This window comes from Pseudomonas sp. Pse35 (assembly GCF_024519715.1).
In the GTDB taxonomy this organism is placed as follows: Bacteria; Pseudomonadota; Gammaproteobacteria; order Pseudomonadales; family Pseudomonadaceae; genus Aquipseudomonas; species Aquipseudomonas paracarnis.
On record NZ_JALJRP010000009.1, the window covers coordinates 130,110 to 151,896 of the forward strand.

Consider the following 21,787-nt stretch of genomic DNA (forward strand, 5'->3'; position numbering starts at 1 on the left):
AAAACCCAATAACACCGCGTTCACCTAGGATGTACGCGTAATCATTGGCGATCTTCGCGAGCGAGCTCGCTCCTACAGTGATATGACGTTGATAAGCCCAACTTTTCGCCACATGGAGTGACGCAATGCGCCCAGTTGAACCGGTCACAGGCTTGATTCTTTCCGGCGGCGGGGCGCGAGCGGCTTATCAGGTGGGGGTGCTGGCGGCGATTGCCGAATTGCTGCCGCCAGGGGCACCGAATCCTTTTCCGGTGATCGTCGGCACCTCCGCCGGCGCAATCAATGCGGTGAGCCTGGCCAGTGGGGCCAGTGACTTCTGCGCGGCTGTCCAACGGCTGACAGCGTTCTGGCAGGGCTTTCGCAGCCATCAGGTGCTGCGCAGCGATTGGCCGGGGGTGATACGCCAGGCCAGTCGCTTCCTGATCCACAGCCTGTTGGGCCTGGGTGCCCAGGTGCCGGTGGCGTTGCTCAATAGCTCCCCCCTGCGTGACTTGCTGCAAGCGCGTTTGAACCTGGACGGCATCGACGAGGCTATCCGCCGCAAGCATTTGCAGGCGGTGGCGGTGACGGCCTTTGGTTATGAGTCCGGGCAAGCGGTGACCTTCTATCAGGGCGGCGGCACCATCGATGCCTGGTTGCGTCATCGGCGCATTGGGGTACCGACCCAACTGACGGTAGAGCACCTGTTGGCAAGCTCCGCGATTCCGCTGTTGTTCGCTCCGATCAAACTTGACGAAGAGTACTTCGGCGATGGCGCAGTGCGGCAGTCCGCGCCCATCAGCCCGGCCTTGCACCTGGGGGCCAGCCGCGTATTGGTCGTCGGTGTGAGCGGCAACCCAAGGGGCAATGAAGCCTCGACGCAACGCACCTACACCGGCCAGCAACCGACCCTGGCGCAAATCGGGGGGCACATGCTCAACAGCACCTTCATTGACAGCTTGGAAAGCGATATCGAACTGCTGGAGCGCTTGAACCAGTTCAGCCGCGTCGTGCCTGCGGATGCGGCGGTGCAGGGCCTGGCGCCGGTAGAGGTGTTGGTGATTGCCCCCAGCCAGCCCATCGATGAAATCGCCGCGCGACATCGCCAGGAATTGCCGGCGGCGTTGCGTGTGTTTTTACGGGGGCCTGGGGCAACCAAGACCAGCGGGGCAGGGGTGTTGAGTTATCTGTTGTTCGAGGCGGGGTATTGCAGCGAGTTGATCGAACTGGGGCGCAAGGATGCGCTGGCCAAGCGCGAAGAAATCACCCGTTTCCTGGGCCTGACGCCGAACTGAATGTGGGAGCTGGCTTGCCTGCGATAGCGGTATGCCAGCCAACACTGTTGGCACAGACACATCGCGATCGCAGGCAAGCCAGCTCCCACAGGGAACCGCGGTCAACCTTTAGAAGTGGTATTTGACCAGGAAGCTTGCTGTGTCCTGGGTTGTCTTGAAGGCGCCGCTGTCTTCAATCCCGTACTTGTTCTTCCAGTAGTCGTATTCAAAACCCACATACAACTGCTTGTCGCCCCAATGCAGCGCCTTGCCCAAGTCGTATTTGACCTGCGGGTTGAAGTGCAGGTTGGCGTGATAAGTGCCGCGGGCGTTCTTGTCGTTATCCACCACCCAGTCCATGAAACCGTCGATCAGCACGTCGGAATTACCCACGGGAATGGTGTACGACCAGACCGGAGTGATCTGCCACACGCCGTCACCCGGACGATTGCCCTCGGTCTGGCGCTGGTAGAAGTTCAACTGGAAGTAGTCGAAACCGGGGATGTTCAAGTCGAACGCCGGACCCAGCAGGTAGGACTCGTTATCGCCCTCGCCGAACTCATAGGTGAAGGCCAGCAGCACGTCCTTGATCGGGCCGAACGACAGGTCCTTGTCCAGGATCTTGCCGAACGACAAACGCGGGCTGAACTCGCCGTAGTAAGTATTCGGGCCGACATTGCCGTCTTCCTTGCCGTTGTAAAAGATACGGTCGAGGAAGAAGAAGTTGTCGCCGTACTTCCATGCGTCGGCATGTTCGAAGGTGACGGTTTGCTGGATCTGCGGGTTGACGGTAAAGCTCTTGCCCCACAGATAAGTCAGGCTGTTGTTTTGCCACTGCAACAAGTCACTGGCTACGGCCTGGCCACCGGCCAACAGTGATCCAGCCAGCATCAGGCCTTTGAACATAGGTTTCATTCGGTTGCTCCCGAGTTAAAATTTTATGGTTTTTCTTCTACGCAGGCGCTCTGGTGTGGCGCCTTTTGGTTCGCTGCAAAAATCGTCTATTCGGTCAGCTTTGATGCTTTTAGCAAGAGCTGCGCCAAGGTGCTGAAAAAGCCAAAAAAATCCCCGTCGGCTGCAGCGGATGCAGTCGAATTCAGGGGACTTTTGTGCACTTTGGCAGCAAACATCAGGCCGGGATAAGTTGGCCTTGAGGTCAGCTTTTACATTCGCTGTTTTTTTTTGAGTCGATTCGAGCGGGCGCGGAGAATACTGGCTCCCAGGCCTGGGCTCAAGTGCGCTGTAACAGAGCGCGAGGGGCAAGAATGGGGCGCGGCGTGTGGCCGGCCCCATGTCAAGGTTGTGCATGTGGGGGTTCCCTGTTTGTTGTTATTTTTGTACTAACAAAGGAATCAATGCGTATGCGCGACTTCGGGGCGCTCAGCGCCGCCGAGGATGTTGAACAGGATGTTCAGCGACAGCGCGCTGAGGGTGGCCATGGCGATGCCGCTGTGGGTAATCGGGCTCATCCACAACGGCAGCTGTGCGAAGAACTCCGGGCGTACCACGGGGATCAGGCCCATGCCGATGCTCACCGCCACCAGCAACTGGTTACGGCGGTCGGCGATGTCGGCTTCCTGCAGAATCTTGATCCCGGTTGCCGCCACCATCCCGAACATCGCAATCGCCGCGCCGCCGAGTACCGCAGGTGGAATTGAAGCCACCAGATAGGCCGCCTTGGGCAACAGGCTGAGCACGATCAAGAACGCGCCGGCCATGAGCGTGACCGAGCGGCAGCGCACGCCGGTCATCTGCACCAGGCCGATATTCTGCGCGAAGGAGGAGTGGGTAAAGGTGTTGAAGAAGCCGGCAAAGAACGACGCGCCGGCATCACACAACAGGCCGCGTCGCAGCATCTTCGGCGTGACCTCCTGGCCGGTGATCTTGCCTAGGGCGAGGAACATGCCGGTGGACTCGACAAAAATGATCACCACCACCAGGCACATCGACAGGATCGGCGCCAACTCGAACTTGGGCATGCCAAAGTGCAACGGCGTCACGACCTGCACCCACGGCGCCTGCGCCAGGCCACTGAGGTCGACCATGCCGATCACACCACATAGCGCGTAACCCAGGCCCATGCCGATCAGTACCGAGATGTTCACCCAGAAGCCGCGCATGAAGCGGTTGATCAGCAAGATCGTGGCCAGTACCAGGGCGGCAATCGCCAGGTAGACCGGCGAGCCAAACGTGGCGGCGGCGCTGCCCCCGCCGGCCCAGTTCACCGCCACGGGAAACAGCGAAAGGCCGATGGCGGTGATCACCGTACCGGTCACCAGCGGCGGGAAAAAGCGCACCACCTTGGACATGAACGGTGCGATGAGCATGCCGAAGAACCCGGCGGCGATGGTCGCGCCGAAGATGCCCTGCAAACCGATGCCGGGCATGCCGGCCATGGCGACCATGCTGCCCACGGCGGCAAAACTGGCGCCCATCATCACCGGCATGCGGATGCCCATGGGGCCGATGCCGAACGACTGCACCATGGTGGCGATACCGGCCACCAGGAGGTCGGCGTTGATCAGAAAGGCGATTTCTTCACGGCTCAAGCCGGCGGCCTGGCCAATGATCAGGGGCACGGCGACAGCACCGCCGTACATCAGCAAGACGTGTTGCAGGCCTACCAGGATCAGTTGCAAGAGGGGCAGCCGCACCATGGCGGGCGCGGCAGGAGTCTGCGTTTCTAACTGGGACATGCAACACCTCGAATCTTTTTATTTTTGTGTTGTTTGGCATTCAATTGCCGGATGAAACTTAATCTTCAAACCATCACTGATCTCCCTTGTGGGAGCTGGCTTGCCTGCGATGGCGGTGTGTCAGTCACCGAAAATGTTGGTGATCTGCCGCTATCGCAGGCAAGCCAGCTCCCACATGGGAACGGTGTGAAACAGTCAGTTGGTGCGGGCCCCCTGATTGATCCAGGTGCCGATCAAATCCCGTTCCTGCTGGGTCATCTGGGTAATGTTGCCCAGCGGCATGATCTGGCTGGCCACGGCCTGCGCTTGAATCCGCGCCGCCTGCTGCTGGATCTGTGCCGGTGTGTCGAACATCACCCCAGCCGGTGCCGTACTGAACAGCGGGCTGGTGGGCTTGGCCGAATGGCACACGGTGCAGCGTTGCTCGATCACGTGGTGTACCTGGCCGAAGTCCGTGGTGGCCTGGGCCGGTGCCGGTTCAGCGGCGGGTGCGGCAGGCGCGGCCGGTTTCAAGCCACCGCCCAGTGCGGTTTCTGGCAGGGGTTGGTACTCGATGGCAGCCGGTGCCTTGGCAATCGGTTCAGCCGGCTTGGGCCCGGTCACGTAGGCCAGGCTGATCATCGCCAAGGCGCCTACGGGCAAGGTCCATGCATACTTCTGGCTGTCATGCCGGGTGTTGAAGTAATGGCGCACCAACACTGCTGCCACCGCGATACCGGCCAGGATCAGCCAGTTGTATTGGCTGCCATAGGTACTCGGGAAGTGGTTGCTGATCATGATGAACAGCACCGGCAAGGTGAAGTAGTTGTTGTGGCGTGAGCGCAGCAGACCTTTGGCCGGCAGCGCCGGGTCGGGCGTGCGGTTCTCGGCGATGGCCGCCACCAGCGCGCGTTGGGCCGGCATGATGATGCGGAACACGTTACCCACCATGATCGTGCCGATCACCGCACCCACGTGCAGGTAGGCACCGCGGCCGCTGAACACCTTGCTGAAGCCGTAAGCCGCCGCAATCAACAGCACGAACAGGATCAAGCCGAGCAGGGCAGGGCGTTTGCCCAGGGCCGAGTCGCACAGAAAGGAGTAGATGAACCAGCCGGCGAACAGTGAGCCGATGCCCAGCAACACGCCTTCGGTGCCGCTGAGGCTGCTGCCGGGGGCGAGCAGGTACAGCGTCGGGTTGAGGTAGAACACCACGCACAGCAGCGCGACGCCCGACATCCAGGTGAAATAGGCTTCCCATTTGAACCAGTGCAGGTTGTCCGGCATGGTCGGCGGGGCCAGTTTGTATTTTTCCAGGTGGTAGATACCGCCACCGTGGATCGCCCACAAGTCACCGGCCAGGCCGTTCTTGGGGTTGACGCGATTAAGGTTGTTTTCCAGCCAGACGAAGTAGAAAGAAGCGCCGATCCAGGCGACGCCAGTGATCATGTGAACCCAGCGCACGCTCAGGTTCAGCCATTCCAACAGATGTGCTTCCACAGTCTTTACCTCTCGCCTGTCACCCTTGTTGTCGGGTGATCAGACCTTCTCTTATTGGTGGGGGGCGAGGATCAAACGCTCATCCTCTTTGAAAAAATGCTCATCGCAGTTATTGCCTGTGCCACTGCGATCAACCACCAGGAAGTCATCCCGCTTTTCGATCGTCAGCACCGGGTGGTGCCAGACGCCGCGATGGTAATTAATGCCCTGCCTGCCGTTGGTGACGAAGGCGCGGACCAAGCCCGATACAGGTTCATCGCCAAGTGGCGCGACCACGATCAGAAAGGGGTTGCCGAGCAGCGGAATGAAAGCCTGGCTGCCCAGCGGGTGTCTCTCCAGCATGCACACGGTCAGCGGCATGTCCTGCGCGTCGGCGCGGAAGATGCTGATGATGGCGTGGTCTTCCGGCTTCGCGGTTTCGACCGTGGCCAGTTTGTGAAAGCGCATGGTCGACCCGTTGTTGATCATGAAGTGATCGCTGCCGTCGGTTTCGATAACGTCTCCGAAGGGGGCGAAGGCTTCTTTGGTCAGGGGTTCGATCATCAGTGTGCGCATGGCTGTCTTCTTGTCTTGTCTATAGATCGTTCCCACGCTCTGCGTGGGAACGCTGCCCTGGACGCTCTGCGTCCGCTGTGTGACGCGGAGCGTCACGGGGTGCATCCCCACGCAGAGCGTGGGGACGATCGGGTGTTATTTGGCGACCTTGCCCAGGACGCGCAGGCGACTCACACCACCATCCGGGAACACGTTCAAGCGGATGTGGGTAATCGGCCCCAGCGCCTTGATCTGCTCGGCGAAGGTGTGTTCGGCGTGCATTTCCAGCTTCTGCGCCGGCAGCAGTTCGCGCCAGAACAGCGACTGGGTTTCGATCTGGCTGTCGGTGCCGCCTTTCACGAAGGCGCCCTGGATCGAGCAGGTGTCCGGGTAGTTGCCCTTGAAGTGCAGGGTGTCCACCACGATTTTCTCGATCTCGCCCGGGTGGCCCAGGGCGACGATCACCCAGTCATTGCCTGGCGTGCGACGACGTGCGGTTTCCCAGCCATCGCCCATGTTGATGCCGCGGCCCGGGTTGAGGATGTTGCTCATGCGGCCGAAGTGTTCGTCGGAACAGGCCAGGGCACGACCGCCATTGAGCGCGGCAGCCAGGTCGACCTGTTCGTTGTCGCCCACCGAAGACCAGTCGCGGAACGGCACGCCGTACACACGCAGACGGGCCACGCCGCCATCCGGGTAGATGTTGAAGCGCAGGTGGCTGAACGCCTGGTCGTTGTTGATCTCGTGGTAGTGGTGGCTGTTGCCTTGCAGCTCGACGGCTGACAGCACTTCCACCCACTGGGTGTTGGCATCCGGCTCGCCCGAGGCCAGGAAGCAGGCTTCCAGGGAAGCCGACGGCGGGAAGTTGCCGGTGAAGAATGAAGTGTCGATGTCCACGCCTTTGATCGAACCCGGCACGCCCAGGCGGATTACCGCACTGTCGTAGCCTTCGAAGCGCTTGCGGCGTGACTCCCAGCCGTCCATCCACTTGCCGTTGTCATCGAAAACGCCCTCCTTCCACACGGCCGGGGTCGGCTGGAACAGGCGGTTGGCGTCAGCGAACCAGTCATCGGTCACCGAGATGATCTTGGTGCCCAGGCGGGCGTCGGCCAGGTTGACGAACTTTTCGAAAGGTACGGCGTAAGCTTTCATTCTTCTTGTCTGCCTTAGATAGAGTGGCTGGGGATGGACTGCTAGAGGGTCAGTAAGCGGAACAACGCGATCTTGTTGATCTCGTCCAGCGCGCACTTGAACTCGGTGTCTGCCGAGTTGTGGATGCGCGTTTCGAAAGCGGCGAGGATCTGATGCCGGTTGCTGCCTTTTACCGCCATGATGAAGGGAAACTTGAACTTGGCTTTGTAGGCCTCATTCAGCTCGGTGAAGCGAGAAAACTCTTCGGCCGTGCATTGGTGAATACCCGCGCCCGCTTGTTCATCGGTGCTGGCTTGGGTCAGTTGGCCCTGGACGGCAGCTTTTCCGGCCAGGTCCGGGTGAGCATTGATCAGCGCCAGTTGCGAGGCGTGATCAGCACTCAACAGGATATCGCTCATGCGCTGGTGCAGGGTTTCGATCTGGTCGATCGACGCGTCCTGGCCCAGGTCGAAGGCCTTTTCGGCCACCCATGGCGAGTGTTCGTAGATATCGGCAAAGGCCTGGACGAAGGCGTCGCGGCTCAAGGTCGAAGGTTTCAGGGTCTGGAACGCAGTCATTTCGCTGCTCCCGGGAAAGGGTGGGTTTGGTGCCAGTGACGGGCGATGTCCACGCGGCGGGTGAACCACACCTGATCATGGCCTTTGACGTATTCAATGAAGCGCTTGAGCGAGGCCAGGCGTGCCGGGCGACCGATCAGGCGGCAATGCAGGCCGATCGATAGCATCTTCGGCGCTTCGGCGCCTTCTGCGTACAGCACGTCGAAGGCATCCTTGAGGTACTCGAAAAAGTCATCGCCCTTGTTGAAACCCTGCACCTGGGTGAAGCGCATGTCGTTGGTGTCCAGGGTGTAGGGGATTACCAGGTGCGGCTTGCCGTTCGGGGTGTTGGGTTCCCAGTAGGGCAGGTCGTCGTCGTAGGTGTCGCAGTCGTACAGGAAGCCACCTTCCTCCATGACCAGGCGACGGGTGTTGGGGCCGGTGCGCCCGGTGTACCAGCCCAATGGGCGTTCACCGGTGAGTTCGGTGAGGATGCGGATGGCTTCGAGCATGTGCTCGCGCTCCTGGGCCTCGTCCATGTACTGGTAGTCGATCCAGCGGTAGCCGTGGCTGCAAATCTCGTGGCCGGCGGCGACCATGGCGCGGATCACATCCGGATGCCGCTGGGCGGCCATGGCCACGGCGAAGATGGTCAGCGGGATGTCGAATTCTTTGAACAACTTGAGGATGCGCCACACACCGGCACGGCTGCCGTACTCGTACAGCGACTCCATGCTCATGTTGCGCTCGCCTTGCAGCGGTTGCGCCGAGACCATTTCCGAGAGGAAGGCTTCGGACTCTTTGTCACCGTGCAAAATGTTGCGCTCGCCGCCTTCTTCGTAGTTGAGTACGAACGACAGCGCAATGCGTGCCTTGCCCGGCCAGTGGGGGTGAGGAGGGTTACTGCCGTAACCGATCAGGTCGCGTGGGTAGTCAGCGCTCACTGCAGTCTTCCTTCTTGTTCGTGGTAGCAGGTGTGTGTGGCGTCCGGGCAGTGGAATGACTGAGTGGCGTCACAGCGATGAGTGATTGTATACAACTTATTGCAAACTTTGTAAGCCCGCATTTCTGCATTTTTTCTGAACGGGCTCTCTACGGGTCTCTGCAAGAAACTTGCCTGAGTGGTCAGGTTAAGATCAAAAAGCCCACTGTAGGAGCGAGCTTGCTCGCGAATAACCTGAGGGCGCCACTCTTCATCCTGGGAGCCCGCGTTATCGTTGGCGTTTTTCGCGAGCAAGCTCGCTCCTACAGGGGATTGAAGCGCTGTGAAATTTATTGTGTACAATTTTCTTTGGAAATGTCTTAATCAGCCATCGCCGGCTTTTTCACTGCCCTGAAAGAGTGCGGGTTTCTCTATGACTGACTTCGGGAGGCGCATAAAAGCCATGGGACGTTTGACCACACACGTTTTGGACGCCGCGCACGGTTGCCCCGGCAGCGCAATCAAGGTCGAGCTGTACCGCGTCGAAGGTGCGCAGCTTGAGCTGGTCGCTACCGCCACCACCAACAGCGACGGCCGCTGCGATGCGCCGCTGTTGCAAGGCGACGATTACCGCAGCGGTGTCTACCAGCTGCAATTCAACGCCGGCGATTACTACCGCGCCCGTGGCGTGCAGCTGCCGGAGCCGGCTTTCCTGGATGTAGTGGTACTACGCTTTGGCATCAGCGCCGAGCAAGAGCATTACCATGTACCCCTGTTGATTTCGCCTTACAGCTATTCCACCTATCGCGGTAGCTGAGTCGTCACCTCGCTTCATACCCCCAAATGCTCTTCGTTGGTTTCGCCCGCGCACACTGCGGGCTTTTTTTCGCCCGTGGTGTGTTCAATTATCTAACGCCTTTTGAGCCGCGACGCTGCCTAGGCTGGTGTTTGTCCTTCCATCAAGAAGAAAGCACCATGACTTCAGCCATCGGCAACATCTATTCAGATGATCCGGATATCACTGCCGAACGCGTGCAGCAGATGCGCGATCAACTGACTCGGCGCATCAACACTCATCCCCAGCCCGGCCGCCTGATCAACCAGCTCGCGGAGGCCGACCGGCGGTGTTTCCAGTCGACCAGAGTGCTCGCCCGCTTGATAGGTCATGCGCCCCGGGTTCTGGGAGTGATTCGTGCCGCGCTGCGCAAGGAATTTGAAATTGACCCCGACAGCCTGCTGTTTACCCAGGCGGCATTGCCGGGGGCGGCCGCCAAAGTTGACAGTTTGACCGACCGGGCGCTGCTGTCGCTGGCATTGCCTTCGGTACCGGACAACCTCAATCAATTCACCTCCTTGAGTGTCAAGGGCGATCCAAACCGTCGGCTGCCGTATACGCCTTTGCAGGTGTTGCGACGCATGATCGCGATGAACCTGCTGGAGCGGCTGCCTCAAGCGGTAACGGAATATTGGCAGGCCTTGGCGCATGGATCGTGGCACACACGTCAGGAACGCTGGGCTGAATCATACGCCGCAGCTTTTGCCGAGCAGGCTTTCATGGCACGGCAAATGGATGAGATTTCCATTGCGGGAATGACCCTGGTCCAGCAATTGGTGGATGCCCCCGACACCGAGGCGCGCCAGCGCGCCGGGGGCAGTTGGGCCAGCGTGCGGGTAAGCCAATTGATGTGGCCAGGCTTGCCTGCAGTCGCGATTCCCGGGGCACTGCATATTTATCGAGACGGCGACCCCGAGGGTGCGCCGCATGTGATTTACCTGCCGGGCGTGGCCCGCCATTTTTACGAGTACCCGTCGTTCTTCTCGCTTCAATGCGGCCTGTTGGCGTTGACCAGTCAGACGCTGTTCGATGAACTCTGGCAATGCTTGCCACTAAAGCGTCGTCACCAATTATGCCGACCCGATCACCTGAGCCCAGCCTCCGTTGTCGTGCGTGGCGCGGCGGTGACGGAGGATGCGTTGGCTCTGAGCGCCCGGGCGTTGCTGGATGGCCAGTGGGCGAATGAGTTGGCCTGCGCGCTGGCGATCAATCACGCGCATGTGTTCGCTGCAAGCAGGCCGCGGCCTGAAACGTTGTCGGCCACGGCCTTTCTCCGTTCGATCGAGCAAGCTCGCAAACGGCTGGCAGGCAGCGCCCGGCTGCACAACGTGTGCGACCAATTACTTATCTGGGACCGGCAGCGACGGGAGCCAGAAATCCTGTTTGCCAGTGCGATGCCCGAGCTGGCCCGGCTTACGGCAGAGCAACAGGTCAAACGCTATGAAAAAGGCCTGGTTGCGTTGCTTAACCAGGATGATCCGAGTGCGCAGAGCGCGGCGTTTGAGCAGGTGTTGGCGCTCGAGCGTCAGCGCAAGGAGCACACGCAGGTGTTGAGCGCACAGATCAAGGATGCGCAGCATCAACTGTTCGATTTGCCGTTCTGGCTTGCGCGCCCTAGGGGAGGGCGCAGGCGTGCTGCGCTGTTTTTGAGCGCCCAGGTCGAAGCATTGCGCTGTGAGGTTGAGTTGCAACACCAGCTCAAGCTCATATCCACGGCGCATCGTGACGTGATTAGCGAAGTGCTGGACCAGCCTGCAGCGCGCAAACGCCCTGGCAGTCAAACCCAGGTGCTGTCGGTCTCGGTGGGCAGCGCGCCGGATGCCTTCTATCCGCTGCATAACCTGTGGGTGGTGACGCGAGTGACCGCGCTGAAAAAACCGGCAGGCGCAATTCCGGTGGTGCTGTATGCGTTTGGAGATTATGGCGGGCTTATGGCTTTTTCCGGCCTGGAGGCGCTGACGCAGGGGCTCAAAGCGACACTGGGCAGCAGTGACTATTCCAGGTTATGGGGTTGTGTCGAACGGGATAAGCTCCACGACTTGCGCGCCCATGCGGTGCGCAACACGCTGGCTGTGCGTTACGAGCCTGTCTACATCAGCCCCACGGGTCTCTCGCTGAAAAACCTGGTGATGTACTACGCAGGGTTGAGCAAACGCATCGGTGGCATGACGGGGCTTTTCGGCGAGGTGAAGGATGCGATGGTCAGCCGCTTGTTGTGGGTGGTCGAGCTGCACCAACATCTGGCGTTTCCTCCCAACCATGCTTTGAGCCAGGCGTTGGCCAATGTGGACGTGCTGCGTAAAGTTGCGCTTGAGATGAAAGAATCTCCACCGTGGCTGGCCAGCGCAACGCGTACCCAGCTCAAACAATTCCAACGCCTCAAGCGCAGGTACCTGGGCAGTGCCGCTGCCGCTGAAAGCGGGCTCGTGCAGATCCTGCCTGACCTGGACACCTTCGCCCGCAGTGCATTGATCGCTCGTTTGACTGAAGACGGTTTTTACCCGGAACTGGACATCGACAAGCCGTTGATCGACTTGCCGGATGACACCTACAGCAGTTTTTGTGGCCACGAAAGTCGCTGCACGCCGGGCGATCGCAAAGTCATCGTGACACCCAGCCTCAAACGCCACACGTTCAGCATGCTGCAACTGGCGTTGCATAACCTTGACTCGCAAGCACCCTGGACACGCCCGCGATTGACACGCGGCCGCTATCTGCAACCGCAGTGGCGCCAGCGACTGAACGCCGATTATCTGATCAACACCGTGTCTTCGCTGGATATCGGCGGTAATTACGCGATACGGGCCCACCGTGCATTTTACCCTGCGGGGGCGAGCGGTCAGAGGGAAGAACGTATCCCTGTGCTGATAAATCGCACGTTGCGGGACTGCGCGCAGATGCAGCTTTTTTCAGCGGCCGCCCAGGGTTTGAGCGCCCAGGCGCAGAGCCTGTTCAAGGTTGCAATGGCAGCCCGCACGGCTGAAGACCTGTTAAAGAACGGGCATCGGCTGACGCTCAGTGTGGTTCATTTGGTAGGACACACGATGCTGCATGATCGTTACATCGCAGGCATTGTGGTGATGGCGGACCAGGCCAGCGGACGCTGCGTGGTTTACTGGCCGGCCGCGCCCCAAGCCTTGGTCATCAGCGAATACACCAGTGTGGGAGTAGCCCTGGCGGCGCTCAATCGTATGGCTGCAGAGCCCGATTACGTTAAGGTTCTGGCGCGACAGGTTGCACCGGGTTGGGCATTCGAGGCCATCGCCCATAACGTCGATGCAACAAACAAGACCAGCTCGATTTATGACGTGGACCATATCCTCGCCGGTTTTTCATTCTTCGAAGGTGTGTGGAGGAGCTATGAGTTTTTCCGCTCATTCAAAATCACGCACCTTGAGCCTACGCCAGCGGTCAATGAAATCGAAGAGCTGATCCACGAGCAGATTGCCAGTGCACCGTCGAACTGGTTGGCGGTGGTGCCCACCACCTACCCTGACGCCATGGCACTGCTGTACGCGGCCAGCTCGCTGGAGTTGCAAGGGCGGGTTCAAGCCGTCAGTAACTCCAGCTGGATGTTGGCGACTTATCGGGTTCAACGTCTTGAAGAGCAGAGCGAGGCCACCAGGCGCGGGTTGCTGGGTATTTTGATTCCGTTATTCGGTAAGGCTAACGACTTCCATGATTTGCTGTTGGCTGCCCGACGCTATCATCGCTTTGGCGACCCTAACGATGCCGTGGATGTGGCGTTCATGACCCTGTTTCTGGCGGTCGAACTGGCGACAGACTTTGCACCTGTTCCCAAAGTGAAGGGCGGTAAGGTCATAGGTATGCGTTCGCCGATGAAGGTTCTGAGTCGTATCCGTCGCTTGCCGATGGCAATACGTAGTCATTTGCCCAGCGCGTCTTCGTCGCTGGTGACGCAATCGAAGCTCTTGGACCGTTTCAGAATCAAGGGTAAGCCCGAGGGCGCCGTAGCGTTGAAAGGGCCGGGCAGGCAAGGCGTGCATGTCAAGAACGGTGAGCAGTTCATAGCGGACGATACGCACCATTACCCGGTTTACCAGCGCGAAAGCGAAGAGGTATTTCGTCTGCGAAATAGCCGGGAACCGGGACTGGATGAGTTGGTCATCAACATTCAAGAGCCTAAAGAGTGGTTGTTGGGCATGAATGCGCCACAACCTGGGCCCAGCTCCGGGGTGCATAACCCATGGCCCGTTTCCCCATTGCCGGATTGGCAACCCCCTCGTACGCGCACGGCTACCGAGAATCGGATTGTGCAGTCACGTACAACGGATACTCAGTGGCTGAGTTGGCGTGTTCAAGTCCAACCCAGTCAAATTGTAGACTTTCCGGCGGCTGGCGTGTTTGAGGTAGGCGTGGGTCCCAGAGGTTCTGAGCTCAATGCCAGGTTTTTACGCGTGGCTCCTCCTTATACCGCCATCCAGGATCCGAGCAGCGGTTTCTACCGGATGCTCCCGCAGGGTGATCGTGCACCGTTGAACGGCCTGGTGTTTATCACCCGAAATGAGCCACCGGGGCGATCCGCGCTAACCGATATCATGCGCTGGACAAGCACTGATATTCGCGACCAGCCTATTCCCGTATCACGCCTGCCTTCAGGTGGGTGGCAAAATCATCCGGCACTGTTCGACAGGCCGTTGAGGCAGTATGTGACCATGGCCTTTCCCACCCTGACGAATGACGCTCGAACGTTTGCCGTCATAAGGTTGGTTGAGTTGTCAGGTCCTTCCCGGGCTGCCACGGCAAGCCATTTGCTCGACATCCGCGCGACGCTGGACGAATGGCTACCCGCGCCTCCTGCGAGGAGCGGTCAAACGGATGATTTACTGCGGATGTTGCGACCTAATGAACGGCGCAGCGAATATCTATACATCGGTTTTGAAGGCAAGGCGCCCGGCTTCACGCGTGTAGACTTCATACCGCCTCATCCGTTAGACCCGAGCCTGCAATATGCTGTCACACCGGTCAGGACGCAGAGGCTTGAAGCAGAGCGCGCCGCCGTCAGAACCGTGTTGGAGCAGCAGGGTTACCGCATTGTGGACTTGTCTGTGCGACGCCCAGGGTTACCTCTTGGAGAAAACAGTATTGAATCAGTCGTGACTCATCCCCGTTCGAGCACAATTTACTACGTGGCCTACCAATGGTTTGAGACAGGGCGAATTAGCGTGAGAACGAAGCTTTCGGACAAGTGGGTTCGGGTAGCCATCAACTCCCACCCTGACTCTGCTTTATTAAGGGCGGTTGACAACGCGATGCAAGAACAACGCTTGGTGCGGATTGTGGCCGGTATCCAGTGGCCCACAAAGGGACAGCTGGCCCCCACTGTTTATTTCGTCAAATTGAACCCTTAGCGTTGATGAGAGCCATTGCACCGGCGCCGCCAAACAGCGCAGCGCTGGTGCGGTTGAACCAGCTCTGGCCCGAACCGCTGCGCAAATACCGCGCGGCGCCATGGGCGCCCAAGCCGTAAGCCAACTTGCACAACAGGTCGAGCACCGTCCAGGTGGCGATCATGATCAACAATTGCGGTAAAAACGCCTGCTCGGCGCTGAGAAACTGCGGCAGGAAGGCCGCAAAAAACAGGATGTCCTTGGGGTTGCTGGCCCCCAGTACGAAGGCCCGGCCAAACAACGCACCAAAGCGCGGCACAGCCGGGGACGTTGGCACTTCGGCGCCTGCGCTCGGCAGCCGCGATTGCTGCCAGCTTTGCCAGGCGAGGTAGAACAGGTACAGCGCGCCGACGATCTTCAGTGCGCTGAACAATTGCTCGGATGCCAGCAACAGCGCGCCGAGGCCAAGTGCCGAGGCGCTCAGCAGACAGATCGAAGCAAATACGCCGCCCAGAAACGCCGGGTAAGAGCGGCGCAGACCGAAGTTGAGGCTGTTGCTGATCATCAGCAATGACAGCGGGCCGGGGATCAGGATCACCACCAGCGCAGCGCCGCTGAACAACAGCCAGGTATCCAGGTTCATCTACAGTTCTCCCTTACGTGCAAAAGCCCCACCCGAAGGTGAGGCGGTTTTTCAGCCCTTCCTGAACTACAGAAAGATGAACTTGGCGATAAAGATCGCGCACAGCACCCACAGGCTGATGGAAATCTCACGGTACTTGCCGGTGCCGGCCTTCAACGCCACATAGGTGATAAAGCCCAGGGCGATTCCGTCGGCGACCGAAAATGTCAACGGCATCATGATCGCGGTCACGATGGCCGGAATGCTGTCGGTGGCTTCATCCCAATTGATATGGGCCATGCTCGCCATCATCAGCATTGCCACGTAAATCAATGCGCCCGCCGTGGCATAGGCGGGAATCATGCCGGCCAGCGGCGCGAAAAACATCGCCGCCACAAACAGCACGCCTACGGTCACGGCAGTCAAGCCGGTGCGGCCGCCGGCAGCTACACCGGCAGCGCTTTCCACATAGCTGGTCACGGGCGGCACGCCAACCATGGCGCCGAACACGCTGGAAGCACTGTCGGCCTTTAATGCACGAGACAGGTTGTCGATCTTGCCGTCTGCCTTGACTAGCCCTGCGCGTTGGGCAACGCCCATCAGTGTACCGGCAGTGTCGAACATGTGTACAAAAAGAAAGGCAAATACCACGCTTATCATGCTCACATTGAACACACCCATCACGTCCATGGCCATCCAGGTCGGTGCCAGGCTCGGTGGGGTAGAGAGAATGCCGTTGTAATGCACCAGGCCCAGGCCCCAGCCCGCCAGGGTCACGGCGATGATGCTGATCAGGATCGCGCCGAATACGCGGTGGTAACTGAGGATGGCGATCAGCAGGAAGCACACCGCCGCCAGCAGTGGGGCGGGTTCATGCAGGGAGCCGAGCTTGATCAGGGTGGCCGGGCTGTCGACGATGATGCCGGCGGTTTTCAGGCCGATCACACCCAGGAACAGGCCCACGCCCGCGCCCATGGCATGACGCAGGCTGACCGGGATACTGTTGAGCAACCATTCGCGGATACGCGACAGCGTCAGGATCATGAACAGCACACCCGAGACAAATACCGCACCGAGGGCGGTTTCCCAGTTGTAGCCCATGGTGCCGACCACGGTGTAGGTGAAAAACGCGTTCAAGCCCATGCCCGGCGCCAGGCCCACTGGCCAGTTGGCGTACAGGCCCATCAACAGGCAGCCCAGCGCGGCGGCGATGCAGGTGGCGACGAAAGCCGCGCCGTGATCGATACCGGCATCGGCCATGATGTTGGGGTTGACGAAAATGATGTAGGCCATGGTGATAAAGGTGGTGAGGCCGGCGATCAGCTCGGTCTTCACTGTGGTGCCATGCAAGCGCAGTTTGAACAGGCGCTCCAGCCAACCGCCTCGGGGCGCGGCCAGATCCAACGTAGGGGCTTCGGTTTTACGGCTATCCACAGCGAGTACTCCTCAATCGTTTTATTGTTATTTCCAGCGCCGGTTACATGAGTGGGCAACCGCGCTTTGAGGTACTGGCGGGCTTTGTTGACCAAAAGGTCAGGAACTCGCACGAAGCGAATTATGCTTTTGTATACAAATAAAGCAAATAATGTTTTCGATTATCTTGGCGAAAAGGGATGAAAGGCCCAGGCCAAGGGATTTATTCTGCACGACGCCTTGAAACAAGCCTTCGATACCCGCACCTTGTGGGCGCAAGCATTCGGTCAGCGCGGCGAAAAAGGGGAGCCCCATGTACAAGGTTTATGGCGATTACAAGTCGGGCAATTGCTACAAGGTCAAATTGATGCTCAATCTGTTGGGCATCCCGTATGAATGGATTGATATCGATATCCTCAAGGGTGATACCCAGACCCCGGCGTTCCTGGCCAAGAACCCCAATGGCAAGGTCCCGGTATTGGAGCTCGAAGATGGCACCTGCCTGTGGGAGTCCAACGCGATCCTCAACTTCCTCGCCGATGGCAGCGAATTCCTGCCGACCGAACCGCGCCTGCGCACGCAAGTCCTGCAGTGGCAATTCTTCGAGCAATACAGCCACGAGCCCTACATTGCGGTGGCGCGGTTCATTCAGTTTTACCTGAACATGCCCGAGGATCGGCTGGAAGAATACAAGACCACCCACAAAGGCGGTTACAAGGCCTTGAGGGTGATGGAGCGTCAGCTTCAAGCCACGCCTTATTTAGTGGGCGAGCAGTTTTCCATTGCCGATATTGCGTTGTATGCCTACACCCATGTGGCCCATGAAGGCGGCTTTGACCTTGCGCCGTATACGGCGGTGCAGGCGTGGTTGCAGCGCGTGGCCAGTCATCCCAAGTACGTGGCGATGCTCGACTGATTCCCTCGGTCCAATGTGGGAGCTGGCTTGCCTGCGATAGCGTCACCCTGGTGCCCCGGCTAAACCGAGGTGTCTGCATCGCAGGCAAGCCTGCTCCCACATTCAGCGCGGCGGCGTGTCAGGCAGTGCTTTGTTGAGCAGTTCAAAGCAGCGCTGCGCCGCCGGGCTCAAGCCCATCCCGCTACGGCTGATCAACCCGATCTCCCGATTCACCCCGGGATGATCGATGCTGATCCGCTTCAAACCTTCCAGGCTATCGGCCGCTGACTCCGGCAACACACTGATGCCCAGGCCCTGGCGCACCAAGGCCAATACGGTCGACATGTAGTTGGCCTCCATGCCGGCGTTCAGCGTCAACCGTGTCTCATCGAACAGCGTGTCCACTTGCTCGCGCACACTGCTGTCGCGCCCGGTCAGGATGATCGGCTGGTCCGCCAATTGTTCCAGCGTCAGTTGGCGATGGCGGGCGAGCGCATGGCCTGACGGCACAAATGCGCACAAACGATCATTAAGCACGGGCACGAAGTCCAGGCCGTGGCTCAGGCGGGCGCGCACGCCGATGCCGAAATCCACTTCGCCGTTGCGGACCTTTGCGTGAATGCGCTGGGCCACCAGGTCATGCAGGCGCACTTCGATGCCGGCGAAGCGTTCGCGAAACAGGCGCAAGGCCGGGGGCAGAGCGCCTGCGCAGACTGAGGGCAAGGCGGCAATGGTCACCACGCCGCGGCGCAAGGCGGCGAGGTCGCGGGAGCCAGTGACGATGTTGTCCAGGTCCAGCAGCAGTTTTTCCATGGGCCCGCGCGCCTCCTGGCCCGCAGCGGTAATGCTCACGTGGCGCGGGCTGCGGTCGAGCAGCGCGACGCCGAGCCAATCTTCCAGTTGTTGCACCTGCACGGTGAGGGCCGACGGCGAAAGGTGTAACTCGTTGGCCGCTTTGGTGAAACTGCCAGTGCGGGCCACCGCGAGGAACGCCTGGATGTGCTGGATCGAGTTTTTCATTTTGTTTTTCCGAACGTGCTAGGCCGAATATTCCAATTTACAAAGACTAGCCCGCTTCCAATACTTCAGGGAAAACAATAACCGGCCAACCAGGCCGCCCTGGAGTAACCCATGCTCGCAACCCTGGGTGTCATCACCATCCTGTGCCTGCTCGCTGCCGTCATGAGCAAGCGCCTCTCGCCACTGGTGGCTTTGATCGCCTTGCCGATCATCGCTGCGCTGATCGGCGGCTTCGGCCTGCAAACCAGTGCCTTCATCATTACCGGTATCAAGAACGTCGCCCCTGTGGTCGGCATGTTTGTGTTCGCGATCCTGTTTTTCGGGATCATGACCGACGCGGGCATGCTCGATCCCATCATTGATCGCATCCTGCGCACGGTCGGCACGCGTCCTACACGGATTGTGGTGGGGACCGCGACCCTGGCGTTGCTGGTGCACCTGGACGGCTCTGGCGCGGTGACCTTTCTGGTGACGGTGCCGGCGATGCTGCCGCTGTATACGCGGCTGGGCATTGATAAACGCATCCTCGCCTGCGTGTGTGCGATGGCCGCCGGCGTCAACTTCCTGCCCTGGACCGGCCCGGTGCTGCGTTCGTCGGCGGCGCTGCATGTGCCAGTGGCCGACCTGTTCCAGCCACTGATCCCGGTGCAGATCGTCGGGTTGATCTTTGTCTTCGCCTGCGCCTGGTGGCTGGGCCATCGCGAAGAAAAACGCCTGGGCCTGGGCGCCGGTTCCAGCGTGGAGGCGGTGCCGCAACGAGTGCTCAGCGATGACGACATCAAGCTGCGCCGTCCACGGTTGTTCTGGGTCAACCTGGTGCTGACCGTGCTGGTGATGGTGGTGATGATCGCCGGCTGGGTCGACCCGGTGGTGATGTTCATGCTCGGCACCGTGGTTGCGTTGTGCATCAACTATCCCAACGTGGACGTCCAGCGTGCGCGCATTGACGCTCATGCGAAAACCGCCCTGACCATGGCCAGTATCCTGCTCGCGGCCGGGGTATTTACCGGCATCATGCAAGGCACCGGCATGCTCAAGGCCATCGCCGAAGTGGCGGTGGCGCAGATTCCGGCGGGCCACGGCAAGTTGATCCCGGCCGTCGTGGGCTTTTTGTCCATGCCCCTGAGCATGTTGTTTGACCCCGATTCCTACTATTTCGGCGTGATGCCGGTGATCGCCGAAGTCGGCAAAGCCCTGGGCGTCGACCCGCTTCAGGTGGCCCAGGCTTCGCTGCTGGGCGTGCACACCACCGGCTTCCCGGTCAGCCCGCTGACCCCTGCGACCTTCCTGCTGGTGGGCCTGTGCAAGATCGAACTGGCCGATCACCAGCGCTTCACCATTCCTTTCCTGTTTGCCGCCTCGGTGTTGATGACCCTGACGGCGTTGCTCCTGGGAGTGATTTGACATGAACACCTTGCGCATCGGCTCCGGCGCCGGCTACTCCGGCGACCGTATAGAACCCGCCGTGGAACTGGCCAAACACGGCGACCTGGATTACCTGGTCTTCGAATGCCTGGCCGAACGCACCATCGCCCTGGCGCAACAGGCGCGTATCAGCGACCCGCAAGGCGGTTATGACCCGCTGCTGGCTGAGCGCATGCGCCGTGTCTTGCCCTTTGTGGGGCAGGGGACGGGGCGTCGACGCCTGCGCGTGATCACCAACATGGGCGCGGCCAACCCGCTGGCGGCGGTCAGTGAAGTACGGCGCATTGCTGGCGAGCTGGGCCTGGGCCTCAAGGTTGTGGCGGTGGTCGGGGATGACGTGCTGCATACCTTGTCTGCCGAGCAGTTGCTGGATAACGGCCAGACCGTAGGCGCATTGGGTGAGCGGCTGATTTCTGCCAATGCCTACCTGGGCGTGGAGGGCATTGTTCAAGCGTTGCGCGCCGACGCCGATGTGGTGATCACCGGGCGCGTGGCCGACCCTTCGCTGTTCCTGGCGCCGCAGATGTTCGAGTTCGGCTGGGCCTTCGATGATTGGCCGCGACTGGGCCGGGGCACGCTGGTGGGGCATTTGCTTGAGTGCGCGGGGCAGGTCAGTGGCGGTTATTTCGCCGATCCAGGCTTCAAGGATGTGGAGGATCTGGCGCGCCTGGGCTTTCCCCTGGCCGAGATCGACGCCGACGGCAACGCAGTGATCACCAAGGTGGCAGGCTCGGGTGGGCGGGTCAGCCGCGCGACCTGCGTCGAACAACTGATTTATGAAGTTCACGACCCGGCAGCTTATTTGACCCCGGATGTGACGGCCGACTTTTCCCTGGTGGGGTTTGTCGAGGAGGGCGTGGACCGGGTGCGTGCCCAGGGAGCCAGTGGGCGTGCCCGGCCTGATCAACTGAAGGTCAGCGTCGGTTATCTGGACGGTTGGATTGGTGAAGGGCAGATGTCCTACGGTGGTCCCGGCGCTGTCGCACGGGCCGAGTTGGCGCGGGAAGTGGTGCTCAAGCGTCTCGCGTTGATCGGGGTCAACATGCAGGACCTGCGTGCCGAGTTGATCGGCATGGATTCATTGCACGGCCCTCGCAGCAGCGTCGAGCCTTGGGAAGTGCGCCTGCGAGTTGCCGCCCGGTGTGACGAGCGCAGCGACGCCGTGCGGGTCGGCAATGAAGTGGAGACCCTCTACACCAACGGCCCGGCCGGCGGCGGTGGGGCGAGCAAGAGCGTGCGTCAGGTGGTGGCGGTGGGGTCGTTGCTGTTGCCCCGTGAAGCGGTCAAACCGAGGATTGAAGAATGAAACTGCACAGGCTGGCCCATTCCCGCACCGGGGATAAGGGCGACACGTCGAACATCTCGATCATTGCCTATCGCGCCGAGGATTATCCGTTGCTGTGTGAACAGCTGACGGCTGAGCGCGTGGCCGAGTTCTTTGCTGATTTACGCGATTCCGATGCGGCACCGGTTCAGCGCCATGAGTTGCCGAACGTGCAGGCGCTGAACTTCGTCCTGCCGGGAATCCTGCGCGGCGGCGTAACCCGCTCGCTGGCCCTGGACGCCCACGGCAAGTGCCTGGGTTCGGCATTGCTGGATCTCGACCTGACAATACCCACCTGATTTCTGTAGGAGCGAGCTTGCTCGCGAAGAA

Annotated in this window: 18 protein-coding genes; 7 read left to right on the top strand and 11 right to left on the bottom strand. The window is 60.1% G+C overall.

From position 1 onward, the window contains the following. Positions 1 to 125 precede the first annotated feature (125 nt). The gene (locus tag OC445_RS10880) at positions 126 to 1,274 is read left to right on the top strand and encodes a patatin-like phospholipase family protein (protein ID WP_057976993.1); all 1,149 of its coding nucleotides are present in this window, start codon (positions 126 to 128) and stop codon (positions 1,272 to 1,274) included. A 108-nt stretch (positions 1,275 to 1,382) separates the two neighbouring features. Here OC445_RS10880 and OC445_RS10885 read toward each other — a convergent pair whose 3' ends face one another. The 8 genes from OC445_RS10885 to puuE all read right to left on the bottom strand — a co-directional run bounded on the left by OC445_RS10885 (position 1,383) and on the right by puuE (position 8,594). Next, positions 1,383 to 2,168: an outer membrane protein OmpK gene (locus tag OC445_RS10885; protein ID WP_054896336.1), complete on the bottom strand. Its 786-nt coding sequence runs from the start codon at positions 2,166 to 2,168 to the stop codon at positions 1,383 to 1,385. A gap of 15 nt (positions 2,169 to 2,183) precedes the next feature. Next, the gene (locus OC445_RS10890; RefSeq protein ID WP_140915357.1) at positions 2,184 to 2,561 is read right to left on the bottom strand and encodes a hypothetical protein; all 378 of its coding nucleotides are present in this window, start codon (positions 2,559 to 2,561) and stop codon (positions 2,184 to 2,186) included. Positions 2,562 to 2,605: 44 nt separating this feature from the next. Then, positions 2,606 to 3,949, bottom strand: a complete 1,344-nt coding sequence (locus OC445_RS10895; protein ID WP_032896003.1) for a nucleobase:cation symporter-2 family protein — start codon at positions 3,947 to 3,949, stop codon at positions 2,606 to 2,608. Positions 3,950 to 4,144: 195 nt separating this feature from the next. Then, positions 4,145 to 5,428, bottom strand: a complete 1,284-nt coding sequence (locus OC445_RS10900; RefSeq protein ID WP_003192825.1) for a urate hydroxylase PuuD — start codon at positions 5,426 to 5,428, stop codon at positions 4,145 to 4,147. Positions 5,429 to 5,479: 51 nt separating this feature from the next. Continuing rightward, positions 5,480 to 5,983, bottom strand: coding sequence for an ureidoglycolate lyase (locus OC445_RS10905; protein ID WP_003192823.1), 504 nt, complete (start codon positions 5,981 to 5,983; stop codon positions 5,480 to 5,482). A 135-nt stretch (positions 5,984 to 6,118) separates the two neighbouring features. Continuing rightward, complete coding sequence (gene alc, locus OC445_RS10910) at positions 6,119 to 7,114, bottom strand: allantoicase (protein ID WP_017137848.1); 996 nt, start codon at positions 7,112 to 7,114, stop codon at positions 6,119 to 6,121. Positions 7,115 to 7,155: 41 nt separating this feature from the next. Continuing rightward, entirely contained in the window at positions 7,156 to 7,671 is a 516-nt protein-coding gene (gene uraD / locus OC445_RS10915) for a 2-oxo-4-hydroxy-4-carboxy-5-ureidoimidazoline decarboxylase (RefSeq protein ID WP_014719293.1), read from the bottom strand. Beyond that, entirely contained in the window at positions 7,668 to 8,594 is a 927-nt protein-coding gene (puuE, locus tag OC445_RS10920; protein WP_014719292.1) for an allantoinase PuuE, read from the bottom strand. The genes uraD and puuE overlap by 4 nt, the downstream gene beginning before the upstream one ends. A 441-nt stretch (positions 8,595 to 9,035) precedes the next feature. Here puuE and uraH point away from each other — a divergent pair, with 441 nt between their 5' ends. Continuing rightward, a complete protein-coding gene (uraH, locus tag OC445_RS10925; protein ID WP_034126134.1) occupies positions 9,036 to 9,389 on the top strand; it encodes a hydroxyisourate hydrolase in 354 nt (117 codons plus the stop codon). A gap of 158 nt (positions 9,390 to 9,547) precedes the next feature. Next, complete coding sequence (locus tag OC445_RS10930) at positions 9,548 to 14,779, top strand: dermonecrotic toxin domain-containing protein (RefSeq protein ID WP_262020153.1); 5,232 nt, start codon at positions 9,548 to 9,550, stop codon at positions 14,777 to 14,779. Here the strand turns inward: OC445_RS10930 and OC445_RS10935 are convergent. Both OC445_RS10935 and OC445_RS10940 read right to left on the bottom strand, forming a co-directional pair. Then, positions 14,763 to 15,401: a LysE family translocator gene (locus OC445_RS10935; RefSeq protein ID WP_054896333.1), complete on the bottom strand. Its 639-nt coding sequence runs from the start codon at positions 15,399 to 15,401 to the stop codon at positions 14,763 to 14,765. The genes OC445_RS10930 and OC445_RS10935 overlap by 17 nt on opposite strands. A 66-nt stretch (positions 15,402 to 15,467) precedes the next feature. Continuing rightward, positions 15,468 to 16,814: an NCS2 family permease gene (locus tag OC445_RS10940; protein ID WP_034126137.1), complete on the bottom strand. Its 1,347-nt coding sequence runs from the start codon at positions 16,812 to 16,814 to the stop codon at positions 15,468 to 15,470. 292 nt (positions 16,815 to 17,106) lie between these two features. On the opposite strand from OC445_RS10940, the gene OC445_RS10945 reads away from it, so the two are divergent. Then, positions 17,107 to 17,709 (top strand): glutathione S-transferase family protein, encoded by a 603-nt coding sequence (locus OC445_RS10945; RefSeq protein ID WP_096144245.1) that lies wholly within the window; start codon positions 17,107 to 17,109, stop codon positions 17,707 to 17,709. Between the two features lie 102 nt (positions 17,710 to 17,811). Here OC445_RS10945 and OC445_RS10950 read toward each other — a convergent pair whose 3' ends face one another. Next, positions 17,812 to 18,708, bottom strand: coding sequence for a LysR family transcriptional regulator (locus OC445_RS10950; protein ID WP_105227523.1), 897 nt, complete (start codon positions 18,706 to 18,708; stop codon positions 17,812 to 17,814). Positions 18,709 to 18,819: 111 nt separating this feature from the next. On the opposite strand from OC445_RS10950, the gene OC445_RS10955 reads away from it, so the two are divergent. The 3 genes from OC445_RS10955 to OC445_RS10965 are packed head-to-tail and all read left to right on the top strand — an operon-like array spanning position 18,820 to position 21,756. Next, the gene (locus OC445_RS10955; RefSeq protein ID WP_127881058.1) at positions 18,820 to 20,112 is read left to right on the top strand and encodes a CitMHS family transporter; all 1,293 of its coding nucleotides are present in this window, start codon (positions 18,820 to 18,822) and stop codon (positions 20,110 to 20,112) included. 1 nt (position 20,113) lies between these two features. Then, positions 20,114 to 21,439, top strand: coding sequence for an acyclic terpene utilization AtuA family protein (locus tag OC445_RS10960; RefSeq protein ID WP_181125045.1), 1,326 nt, complete (start codon positions 20,114 to 20,116; stop codon positions 21,437 to 21,439). Next, the gene (locus OC445_RS10965; RefSeq protein WP_054896328.1) at positions 21,436 to 21,756 is read left to right on the top strand and encodes a hypothetical protein; all 321 of its coding nucleotides are present in this window, start codon (positions 21,436 to 21,438) and stop codon (positions 21,754 to 21,756) included. Before OC445_RS10960 ends, OC445_RS10965 begins: the two co-directional genes overlap by 4 nt. Positions 21,757 to 21,787: the final 31 nt, after the last annotated feature.

Coding starts and splice junctions, on each gene's coding strand:
- OC445_RS10950 (WP_105227523.1), bottom strand. CDS start 18,708: ATGAAAAACTCGATCCAGCACATCCAGGCGTTCCTCGCGGTGGCCCGC.
- OC445_RS10955 (WP_127881058.1), top strand. CDS start 18,820: ATGCTCGCAACCCTGGGTGTCATCACCATCCTGTGCCTGCTCGCTGCC.
- OC445_RS10965 (WP_054896328.1), top strand. CDS start 21,436: ATGAAACTGCACAGGCTGGCCCATTCCCGCACCGGGGATAAGGGCGAC.
- uraD (WP_014719293.1), bottom strand. CDS start 7,671: ATGACTGCGTTCCAGACCCTGAAACCTTCGACCTTGAGCCGCGACGCC.
- OC445_RS10960 (WP_181125045.1), top strand. CDS start 20,114: ATGAACACCTTGCGCATCGGCTCCGGCGCCGGCTACTCCGGCGACCGT.
- alc (WP_017137848.1), bottom strand. CDS start 7,114: ATGAAAGCTTACGCCGTACCTTTCGAAAAGTTCGTCAACCTGGCCGAC.
- OC445_RS10880 (WP_057976993.1), top strand. CDS start 126: ATGCGCCCAGTTGAACCGGTCACAGGCTTGATTCTTTCCGGCGGCGGG.
- uraH (WP_034126134.1), top strand. CDS start 9,036: ATGGGACGTTTGACCACACACGTTTTGGACGCCGCGCACGGTTGCCCC.
- OC445_RS10885 (WP_054896336.1), bottom strand. CDS start 2,168: ATGAAACCTATGTTCAAAGGCCTGATGCTGGCTGGATCACTGTTGGCC.
- OC445_RS10895 (WP_032896003.1), bottom strand. CDS start 3,949: ATGTCCCAGTTAGAAACGCAGACTCCTGCCGCGCCCGCCATGGTGCGG.
- OC445_RS10890 (WP_140915357.1), bottom strand. CDS start 2,561: ATGCACAACCTTGACATGGGGCCGGCCACACGCCGCGCCCCATTCTTG.
- OC445_RS10935 (WP_054896333.1), bottom strand. CDS start 15,401: ATGAACCTGGATACCTGGCTGTTGTTCAGCGGCGCTGCGCTGGTGGTG.
- OC445_RS10930 (WP_262020153.1), top strand. CDS start 9,548: ATGACTTCAGCCATCGGCAACATCTATTCAGATGATCCGGATATCACT.
- OC445_RS10945 (WP_096144245.1), top strand. CDS start 17,107: ATGTACAAGGTTTATGGCGATTACAAGTCGGGCAATTGCTACAAGGTC.
- OC445_RS10905 (WP_003192823.1), bottom strand. CDS start 5,983: ATGCGCACACTGATGATCGAACCCCTGACCAAAGAAGCCTTCGCCCCC.